Genomic DNA, 10,113 nt, shown 5'->3' on the forward strand with positions numbered 1-10,113 from the left:
AGCCCCCAAGGATGGGTTTACGGCGTGTCCTGCAGCCCCACACCGCCCCGCCAGACCATCGACAATCCAGAGCCGCTTTGGCTCTGGCTTTGGCTCTGGCTTTGGATTCGGCCCTTGCCTCTGCAGGTGCAGGGCGCAGCCCTGCCGAAACCCACCCTCAGGAACTGCAGGACAGCATCGAGCAGCCGGCGCGATTGTCGGCCCACGCCGGGCGCTTGCTGGCGAAGTGTTCCAGACCGGCACGCTCGGTGTATGGATTGCGCAGTACGTCCTGCAACGCATGAACACCGCCGAGGTCGCCCTGCTCCGCGCGATCGATGGCTTCCTGGGCCAGCCAGTTGCGCAGCACGTACAGCGGGTTGGCCGCTGTCATCTTCGCCAGGCGCTCGCTGGCCGGCAGCGGATCGGCCTGCAACCGCGCCGCATAGTCCTGCAGCCACTGCTGCAACGGCGCCTGCACCGCCTGCTGGCGCGCCTCGTCGTAGTACACCGCATCCAGCAGCGCCGCATCCGGTGCCGCCGGATCGATCTGCATCAGCGCACGCCAGGCCAGCGTCATGTCCATGCTGCCGTCCTGCATCAGCTGCTGCCAGCGCAGGTAGAGCTGCAGGTCGTCATCGTCGGCGGCGGCCAGGCCGAGCTTGGCTGCGGCATCGCGGCGCGTGCAGGCCACGAAGGTGGACTGGTATGCAGCCAATCCAGCCTGCAGCGGTGCCACATCGGCAAACAACGGCGACAGTGCCTGCGCCAATCGGCTCAGGTTCCAGTACGCCACCTGCGGCTGGGTGCCGAAACGATAGCGCCGGCCTTGGGCATCGGTGGTGTTCGGCGTCCACTCCGGATCGAAATCCTCGACCCAGCCATAGGGACCGTAGTCGAGCGTAAGACCAAGAACGGACAGGTTGTCGGTGTTCATCACGCCATGCACGAAGCCGACGCGCATCCAGTGCGCGATCATCTCGGCGGTGCGCACCGCGATCTGCGCGAACCAGTCGCCATACAGCGCCTCACCCTGCCCTTGCAGTTCGGGGAAGTCGCGGGCGATGCAGGCATCAACCAGATGCTGCAGCAGTGCGGTTTCCCCGCGCGATGCCGGAAGCTCGAAGGAACCAAAGCGCAGGAACGACGGCGACACGCGGCATACGATGGCGCCGGGCTCTGCACGCGGATGGCCGTCGTAGAACATGTCGCGCACCACGTCGTCGCCGGTACCAACCAGCGACAGCGCACGCGTGGTCGGCACGCCAAGGTGGTGCATCGCTTCACTGCACAGGAACTCGCGGATCGACGAGCGCAGTACCGCGCGACCATCGGCGCCGCGCGAGTACGGCGTGGGCCCCGCCCCCTTCAGCTGCAGCTCCCAATGAAGGCCATCGGGCGCGACCAGTTCACCCAGCGAGATCGCGCGACCGTCGCCGAGCTGGCCGGCCCAGTGACCAAACTGATGGCCGCCGTAGTTGGCCGCCCAAGGCTGCATGCCGGCGTACAGCGCGTTTCCGCCAAACACCTGCGCGAAGCTTTCGCTTTCGACTTCAGCGGTATCGAAACCAAGCATCGCGGCAACATCCGGCGACCAGGCCAGCAACGTGGGCGCCGTCACCGGGGTCGGCATCACCGGCGACCAGGCCGCACCCAGCACTTCGCGCCGGCGCGGGCCGGATTCGGGATCGCCCGGCAGGGTCTGCAGCAGGCGGTTGTCGAAACGGGGGCTGTCGGTATCCATGGTGCTGAAGATGGGGGCGACGGCCGCCCTCCTCAATTGCCGCTGAGCGCCTGCAGGTGGCCGCCGTGGGCCTCGGCACGCTGGTAGGCGGGTCGCTCACCGATACGCTTGAGGAAACCACGCAGTGCCGGCTTGTCGTCGAGACCACCGCCGCGCGCGGCCGCAGCCTGGATCGGGAAGCTCATCTGGATGTCGGCCGCGCTGAAGCGTTCACCGGCAAACCACGGGCTTTCGGCCAGGCGGCGCTCCATCCAGTCCAGGTGCAGGCGCCGCTGTGGGCCGATGAAGCCACGTTCGGCCTTGTCGGCGATACTGCGCGCGATCGGACGGGCGAAGAACGGCATCGGCGCGTTGCGGATGCGGCCCATCACCAGGGTCAGCAGCAGCGGCGGCATCGCCGAGCCTTCGGCGTAGTGCAGCCAATAACGGTAGGCGATGCGCTCGGCGCCATCGGCCGGCATCGGTGACGGCGACAGCTGGCGTTGGGTGTCATAGCGATCCGCGAGGTAGTCGAGGATGGCACCGGACTCGGCCAGTACCAGCTCGCCATCCTGCAGTACCGGCGACTTGCCCAGCGGATGCACGTTGCGCAGCTTCGGCGGCGCCAGCAGCGTCTTCGGATCGCGCGGATAGCGGCGCAGTTCGTAGTCCAGCCCCAGCTCCTCCAGCATCCACAGCACACGCAGGGAACGGGAGTTTTCCAGGTGATGGACGATGCGCATGGGGATGATCCTTAGGGAGGCCCCCATCGTACCGCGATGGCTGCATGCCCCATGTAGCGTCGAGCCATGCTCGACTGCTTTCCAAAGACAGTCGAGCATGGCTCGACGCTACAGAACAGCAGGCAACAAAAAACGCCGGAAGCTTTCGCTTCCGGCGTTCTGGCTACCAAACGGTAGCAGACGGATTAGACCGCCTGCACCTGGTCAGCCTGCATACCCTTCTGGCCCTGGACGGCGATGAAGGTAACCTTCTGGCCTTCCTGCAGGGTCTTGAAGCCGGTGCCCTGGATGGCACGGAAGTGCACGAACAGGTCCGGGCCGCTTTCCGGGGTGATGAAGCCGAAGCCCTTGGCGTCGTTGAACCACTTGACGGTGCCGGTCTGACGATCAGACATTTGACTAACTCCTGAAACACATGTTGAAAAAAATCGCAGCCACCGGGTATCGGGGCCGAGACTGAGTTGCAGGCGTTGGTAAAGCGGATCGATGAGCGGATCGTGAGATCAACTGCACCAGGCCACGATTCACGGTGACCCTAGCAAACACAGTGGGTCGAACGATACGCGTGTTTTCTGCAAAAAGCGATAGCCCGGACGTTCATGGGCAAACCCTGCCCGCTAGGCGTGACAAGGCTTGGCAGCCGATCAAGCCTAACTCCGAGTCCCCATTCAGGTTTTTCCTACCCTACACTGGGTAAATGACTGAAGCTGAAACCCAAAAAGCTGAACCCGCCCTGCCCCGCATCTGGGTGGACGCGGATGCCTGCCCCACCGTCATTCGCGACATCCTGTTCCGTGCCTCTGAACGCGTTGGGATCGAGCTGACCCTGGTCGCCAACCAGTGGATCCGCACCCCGCCATCGCGCTGGCTGCGCTCGATCCAGGTGCCGCAGGGCCTGGACGTGGCCGACAGCGCCATCGTCGAGCGGGTCGCCGCCGGAGACCTGGTGGTCACCCAGGACATCCCGTTGGCCGCCCTGGTGCTGGAGAAGAAGGCCGTGGCGCTGAACCCGCGCGGCCAGCTGTACACCCCGAACAACATGGCCGAGCGGCTGTCGATGCGCAATTTCATGGAAGAGCTGCGCGGCGCCGGGGTGCAGACCGGCGGCCCGCCGCCGCTGGGCCCGCGCGACCGGCAGCTGTTCGCTGCCGAGCTGGACCGCTGGTTGGCCCGACGCCCGGTTCGCTGAACGGCCCTACCCGCCCTGGCCGGGCAGGCACAGGCGGCGCCGGCTGCTGAACCGCCGGGGCTCCCCGCTCAATGGGTCATCGAAGGCCAGCCCCTGCGCCAGCAGCTGCAGGGGCGACTCGACCGCTTCATCCGGGCGCGGCCTCAGCAGCGGATACAGGTCATCGCCCTCGATCGGCGCGCCCAGCGCCGCCATGTGCACGCGCAGCTGGTGCTTGCGGCCGGTTTCCGGCAGCAGCCGGTAGCGCCAGACCGGCCCTTCAGCCTCGATCAGCTCGATCCGGCTGCGCGCATTGGGCTCGCCCGGCACTTCGGCCATGCGGAAGAATGGCTCCCCCGGCACCAGGCGGCTGTCCCGCTGCAACGGAAACGCCAGCCCGGGCAGCGCCGGTGCCAGCGCCTCATAGGTCTTCTCGATGCGCCGTTCGCGGAACAGCCGTTGATAGGCATCACGCGTGGCTGCCTGGGTCGAGAACAGCACCAGGCCGGCGGTCAGCCGGTCCAAGCGGTGCAACGGCGCAAGTTCGGTGTTGCCGGTGCGTGCGACCAGGCGCGCCAGCAGGGTTTCGCGCACATAGCCACCGGCCGGCGTCACCGGCAGGAAGTGCGGCTTGTCCGCCACCAGCAGGTGCGCATCCAGATGCAGGATGGTCTCGGCGAAAGGAACCACCGGCTCGTCGGCCACCTCGCGGAAGTACTGGATTTCCAGCCCCACCTGCCAGGGCATGTCCGGCGCCAGTGCCCTGCCCTGCGGATCCTGCACACGGCCTCGTGCGAAGCGGTCCTGCCACTGCGCACGGTCGATGCGAGGGAAACGTGCACACAGGCCATCGAGCAGGCTGCGCCAGTGTCCGGGCGGCAGCTGCAGGCGGCTGGGCAGGGTCATCGGTGGCACTCCTGCGGCAGGAAACAGTGAAAGGGTGCCACGTTGACGCGCCACAGACAGCCCGGCCACGGACACCCCTGGAGCAAACCTCTATCATTGTCGTCTTTAGTCCACGGACCCCCCATGGCTCTCACCGCCACCATCCGCAAGGCCGAACTGCAGATCAGCGACATGGATCGCGGCTACTACGTGACCCACAACCTGACCCTGGCCCAGCACCCGTCCGAGACCGACGATCGCCTGATGGTGCGCCTGCTCGCCTTCGCGCTGAACGCCGGCGACCGCCTGGAATTCGGCCGCGGCCTGAGTACCGATGACGAGCCGGACCTGTGGGAGCACGACTACACCGGCGACATCCTGCAATGGATCGACCTGGGCCATCCAGACGAATCGCGCATCCGCAAGGCCAGCAACCGCAGCCGCCAGGTGCAGGTGGTGAACTACGGCGGCAACGCTTCGGACATCTGGTGGAGCAAGCAGAGCAAGGGCCTGGGGCGCTTCGACAACCTGTCGGTGGTCGACCTCGATGGTGCCTTCGTCGAACTGTGGGGCCAGCAGATCCAGCGCGCCATGCGCTGGAGCGTGCTGATCCAGGACGGCGAAGTGCAGCTGCTCAACGACCAGATCCAGCTCGACGTAATCCCGAACTGGCGCAAGCGCGCCAAGGCATGAGCACCATCCGTTGCGATGTGGTGGTCATCGGCGCCGGCGCGGCCGGGCTGATGACCGCAATCACGGCTGGCCAGCGCGGCCGCCAGGTGCAGGTGATCGACCATGCCAACAAGGTCGGCAAGAAGATCCTGATGTCCGGCGGTGGCCGTTGCAACTTCACCAACACCGGCACCACCCCGGCCAACTTCCTGTCGGCCAACCCGCACTTCTGCAAGTCGGCGCTGGCGCGCTACACGCCCTGGCACTTCATCGAGCTGGTGCACAAGCACGGCATCGCGTATCACGAAAAAGAGCTGGGCCAGCTGTTCTGCGATGTCTCGTCCAAGCAGATCGTGAAGATGCTGGTGGACGAATGCCAGGCGGCCGGCGTGCAGGTGCGCACCGAGTGCAGCGTGCAGCGCATCGAGCACGGCAGCGATGGCTTCCGCGTGCATACCACCCATGGCCTGTTCCATTGCGCCTCGCTGGTGGTTGCCACCGGCGGCCTGTCCATTCCCAGCATGGGTGCCACCGGCTTTGGTTATGAAGTGGCCCGACAGTTCGGCCACCAGGTGCTGCCGACCCGCGCAGGGCTGGTACCGCTGACGCTCAGCGGCAAGCACCAGGAACGGCTGGCCGATCTGAGTGGTGTCGCCCTGCCGATCGAGGCGCGCTGCAACGGAAAGAGCTTCCAGAACTTCATGCTGCTGACCCATCGCGGCGTGAGTGGCCCGGCGATCCTGCAGATCTCCTCGTTCTGGCAACCCGGCGATGCGCTGGAGCTGGACCTGCTGCCCGGCCAGGATGCCGGCGAGTGGTTGCGCCAGATGAAGCGCGAACGACCCGCCGCCGAACTGCGCACGGTGCTGGGCGAAGTACTGCCGAAGCGGCTGGCACAGCGGCTGTGCGAACACTGGCTGCCCGACCGGCCCGTGCGCCAGTTGGACGAGCCGGTGCTGCGCCAGGCCGCGCAGCTGCTGGGCGCGTTCCCGCTGGTGGCCAGTGGCACCGAGGGCTACCGTACCGCTGAGGTCACGCTCGGCGGCGTGGACACCGCCGAGGTCTCGTCTTCGACGATGGAATCCAAGCGCGTACCCGGCCTGCATTTCGTCGGCGAGGTGCTGGATGTGACCGGCTGGCTGGGCGGCTACAACTTCCAGTGGGCCTGGGCCAGCGGCCACGCGGCCGGTGGCGTGGTGTGAACCACATCGCCGTTCGATGCGTGCAAGGGGTGCGCGCATGGACGGTTCGGCGCGCATCGTGTATCTAGATTTGCAGATTGGGGAGCAGTGCATGCAGAACGCGAACGACATCACCATCCGCCTGCTGATCGTCGATGACAGCGGCGAGAACGCCGAGGCCATCGTCAGCACCCTGCGCAACAGCGGCATCGCGGTGCGTCCGTGGCGCCCGCAGGATGCTGCCGAACTGTCCCAGGTGCTGGCCAGCCAGGCCATCGACCTGGTGCTGGCTTCGCCCTCGCAGGGGATCCCGCTGCCACTGGTGGCCCAGCATATTGCTGCCAGCGGCAAGGACATTCCGCTGGTGCTGCTGGCCGAACGCATCGACGAGGACGAGCTGGTACAAGCCAGCAGCCACGGCATCCGTGCCCTCGCCCTGCGCCAGCGTTCCGAGCACCTGCTCGCCGTGGTCCGTGATCAGTGGGTGGACCTGCAGGCTCGTCGTGGCCTGCGCCGCATCGAGGCGCAGATGCGCGAGACCGAGCGCCGCTGCGATGCCCTGATCGCTTCCTCGCGCGACCCCATCGCCTACGTGCATGAAGGCATGCACATCCGCGCCAACGACGCCTATCTGGAGATGTTCGGCTACGAGCACTTCGACGATATCGAAGGCATCTCGCTGCTGGACATGGTCGCCGCCCAGCATGTGGAAGGCTTCAAGCAGCTGCTGAAGGGCCTCAGCCGTGGCGAGGCGCCGCCGCCGCAGTACCAGCTTGACGCGCGCCACGAGGATGGCAGCGCGTTCCCGGCAACGATGGAATTCACCCCCGCCACCTACGAGGGCGAATCCTGCCTGCAGGTGGTACTCCGCCGCCGCATGGAATTCGACCCGGAACTGGCGCGCGAGGTCGAGGACCTGCGCCAGCGCGACCAGGTCACCGGCCTGCTCAACCGACCGACCTTCATGCTGCAGCTGGAAAGCGCGGTGGCCCAGGCCGGGCGCAGCGAAGGCCAGTTCGGCCTGCTGCTGATCGAGCCGGACCACTACGCGCGCCTGCTGCCGGATATCGGCCTGGCCTCGGCCGACATCCTGATCGGCGCCCTCGCCGCCCTGCTGGCCGAGGTGGTTGGCGAGGACGCGCAGCTGGCCCGCTTCGGCGAACACAATTTCGCCGTGCTGCAGGCCGGGCCCTACGCGCAGACCGTGGCACTGGCCGAGCGCATCCGCGAAGCCTACGCCGCACACGTCTTCAGCATCGGCGCGCGTTCGGCCACGGTAACGGTCAGCATCGGTGGCGTGCAGGTGGGCGAGAAGATCGCCAGCATCGGCCAGGTGCTGGCACGCGCCAGCGAATGCACGCAGGCCGCCGCCGAACTGGGCAACACCTGCCGCATCTTCGACCCGGCCGCTGCCGACCGCGTGGAGGAAGAACGCGTGCTGCGCTGGGTCGCCCGGATCCGTGAAGCACTGGCCGGTGATGGCTTCCAGCTGCACTACCAGCCGGTGCTGAACCTGCAGGGGGAGTCGCTGGAGCTGTATGAGGCCTACCTGCGCCTTGAGCACAATGGTGAACTGCTGAGCCCGACTGCGTTCCTGGGCATCGCGGAGGAACACGGCCTGCTGGCCGACATCAACCGCTGGGTGGTGTCACGGGCGATCGCTGTGCTGGGCCAACGTGCACGCGAAGGCCATGCCACGCAGATGCTGGTGAAGGTGACGCCAGAGTCGTTCGACGACCCGCAGATGATCGCCACCCTGCGTCGGGAACTGCAGGCACAGGGCGTGCCCGGCGAACGGCTGTGGCTGCATGCGCCGGAAGCAAAGGTGTTCACCCATCTGCGCAGTGCGCAGCAGTTCCTTGCCGAAGTGGCGCCGCTGGGCTGCCGCATCGGCCTGGAGCAGTTTGGTTCGGGATTGGATTCGTTCCAGCTGCTGGCCCACTTCCAGCCGCAGTTCCTCAAGCTGGACCGCGGTTTCACCAGCGATCTGGCCGCCACCCGGGAAAACATCGACCGCATCAGCCAGATCACTGCGCGTGCGCAGGAAGCCGGCATCCGCACCATCGCCGAGTTCGTCAGCGATGCCAACTCGATGACCCTGCTGTTCAGTGCCGGCGTGGATTACGTGCAGGGCGACTTCGTCGGCCCGGCGTTGCCGGAGATGGGCTTCGAGTTTGGGTGATCCCTACCTGTAGACCCGAGCCATGCTCGGCTGCGAGACTCAAGCGAAGAGCAGCCGAGCATGGCTCGGCTCTACACAAAGAGAAGGCCGGCTTTCGCCGGCCTTTTCATTGATCAGGTCATGTCGACCAGATTGTCGATCTTCACGTCCGGGTTGACGTCGGCCTCGTAGTCGACGCCCTCCACGCCAAAGCCGAACAGGCGCAGGAAGTCGGCCTTGTAACCGGCCAGATCGCTGATCTCGTACAGGTTCTCGTTGGTCACCTGCGGCCACAGCGCAACTACCTTGCCCTGCACGTCTGCCGCCATTTCCTTGTAGTCGGCACGCAGGCGGCCTTCCTCATCGACCAGCGCAACGGTATGGCCCTCGCCATCGACCAGGTCGTGGCGCAGGCGATCGATCGCCACGCCGTCGGCCTTGCCGCCGTAGAGGATGTCGTACAGCACATCCAACTGCTCGATGCAGCCTTCGTGGGTGCCCTTTTCCTTCATCACCTTGAACAGCAGCGACAGGTACAGCGGCATGGTCGGAATCGCCGAGCTGGCCTGGGTCACCACCGCCTTCAGCACCGATACGCGTGCATCACCACCAATCTTGGCCAACTTCTCGCGCAGGCCCAGCACCTTGCTGTCCAGGTCCTTCTTGGCGGCACCGATCGAGCCGTTCCAGTAAATCGCCTGGGTGATCTCTTCGCCCACATAGGTGAAGGCGGTGGTGGTGCAGCCGTTGGCCAGCACGCCGGCATCGGCCAGCGCGTCGATCCACATCTGCCAGTCCTCACCGCCCATCACCGCGACGGTACCGGCGACTTCTTCCGGGGTGGCCGGCTGCAGATGGGTCTCGGTCAGCACTTCCTTGTCGGTATCCAGGCCACGCAGCGTGATCGGCTCGCCGATCGGCTTCAGCGTAGAGCTGATGATTTCACCGGTCTTCGGGTGCTTGCGGCGCGGCGCCGCCAGGCTGTAGACGACCTGATCGACCTGGCCGAGATCGGCCTTGATCATTTCGATGGTCTTCGCCTTCACTTCATCGGAGAAGGCATCGCCGTTGATGCTCTTGGCGTACAGGCCAGCTTCGTCGGCGTACTTGTGGAACGCGGCCGAGTTGTACCAGCCGGCCGTGCCCGGCTTGGTCTCGCTGCCCGGGCGTTCGAAGAAGATGCCCAGAGTCGCGGCGCCACTGCCGAAGGCAGCGGTGATGCGCGCAGCGAGGCCGTAGCCGGTGGAGGCGCCGATCACCAGCACGCGCTTGGGGCCGTTCTGGATCGGCGGGCGCGCGCGGATGTAGTCGATCTGCTGCTTGACCGCGGCGTCGCAGCCGGTCGGGTGGGTGGTGACGCAGATGAAGCCGCGGACGCGCGGTTTGATGACCATGGATACCTCGGGTTGGCAGATGCGGCGCGCGGGGCGCTCAGCAGGAATATGGGTGCGCGCATGCGCGCGCGAACCGCAGGATCGTAGTGCGCGGGGGCCGAATGCACAACCGACGCTGCCGTAGGGTGGTGTTTCTTTTGCAGGGTTGCACCCTGCACCCGCAGAGGCCTGAGCAACGGCAACAGCAACAGCAACAGCGGGCATTCC

9 protein-coding genes are annotated in these 10,113 nt (G+C 66.2%); 4 read left to right on the top strand and 5 right to left on the bottom strand.

Annotated features, from left to right (window positions below; translation table 11 throughout):
- Positions 1 to 157: 157 nt before the first annotated feature.
- From G5A07_RS20665 to G5A07_RS20675, 3 genes are all read right to left on the bottom strand, one after another.
- Complete coding sequence (locus tag G5A07_RS20665; protein ID WP_191863931.1) at positions 158 to 1,723, bottom strand: YdiU family protein; 1,566 nt, start codon at positions 1,721 to 1,723, stop codon at positions 158 to 160.
- A gap of 32 nt (positions 1,724 to 1,755) precedes the next feature.
- Complete coding sequence (locus tag G5A07_RS20670; RefSeq protein WP_049483112.1) at positions 1,756 to 2,445, bottom strand: glutathione S-transferase; 690 nt, start codon at positions 2,443 to 2,445, stop codon at positions 1,756 to 1,758.
- A gap of 185 nt (positions 2,446 to 2,630) precedes the next feature.
- Positions 2,631 to 2,840, bottom strand: coding sequence for a cold-shock protein (locus tag G5A07_RS20675; protein ID WP_004153307.1), 210 nt, complete (start codon positions 2,838 to 2,840; stop codon positions 2,631 to 2,633).
- A gap of 302 nt (positions 2,841 to 3,142) precedes the next feature.
- Here G5A07_RS20675 and G5A07_RS20680 point away from each other — a divergent pair, with 302 nt between their 5' ends.
- The gene (locus G5A07_RS20680; protein WP_191863932.1) at positions 3,143 to 3,634 is read left to right on the top strand and encodes a YaiI/YqxD family protein; all 492 of its coding nucleotides are present in this window, start codon (positions 3,143 to 3,145) and stop codon (positions 3,632 to 3,634) included.
- A gap of 6 nt (positions 3,635 to 3,640) precedes the next feature.
- On the opposite strand, the gene G5A07_RS20685 is transcribed toward G5A07_RS20680, so the two are convergent.
- Positions 3,641 to 4,519, bottom strand: coding sequence for a pseudouridine synthase (locus G5A07_RS20685; RefSeq protein ID WP_125437871.1), 879 nt, complete (start codon positions 4,517 to 4,519; stop codon positions 3,641 to 3,643).
- Positions 4,520 to 4,642: 123 nt separating this feature from the next.
- Here G5A07_RS20685 and G5A07_RS20690 point away from each other — a divergent pair, with 123 nt between their 5' ends.
- From G5A07_RS20690 to G5A07_RS20700, 3 genes are all read left to right on the top strand, one after another.
- Positions 4,643 to 5,191, top strand: coding sequence for a YaeQ family protein (locus G5A07_RS20690; RefSeq protein WP_100448367.1), 549 nt, complete (start codon positions 4,643 to 4,645; stop codon positions 5,189 to 5,191).
- Positions 5,188 to 6,372 (top strand): NAD(P)/FAD-dependent oxidoreductase, encoded by a 1,185-nt coding sequence (locus tag G5A07_RS20695; protein WP_010484512.1) that lies wholly within the window; start codon positions 5,188 to 5,190, stop codon positions 6,370 to 6,372. The genes G5A07_RS20690 and G5A07_RS20695 overlap by 4 nt, the downstream gene beginning before the upstream one ends.
- Positions 6,373 to 6,463: 91 nt before the next feature.
- Positions 6,464 to 8,533, top strand: a complete 2,070-nt coding sequence (locus G5A07_RS20700) for an EAL domain-containing protein (protein ID WP_071305825.1) — start codon at positions 6,464 to 6,466, stop codon at positions 8,531 to 8,533.
- Positions 8,534 to 8,646: 113 nt separating this feature from the next.
- On the opposite strand, the gene fabV is transcribed toward G5A07_RS20700, so the two are convergent.
- Positions 8,647 to 9,906, bottom strand: a complete 1,260-nt coding sequence (fabV, locus tag G5A07_RS20705) for an enoyl-ACP reductase FabV (protein WP_191863933.1) — start codon at positions 9,904 to 9,906, stop codon at positions 8,647 to 8,649.
- Positions 9,907 to 10,113 lie beyond the last annotated feature (207 nt).

Source organism: Stenotrophomonas sp. AS012628, from assembly GCF_010608305.1.
GTDB classification, from domain to species: domain Bacteria; phylum Pseudomonadota; class Gammaproteobacteria; order Xanthomonadales; family Xanthomonadaceae; genus Stenotrophomonas; species Stenotrophomonas geniculata.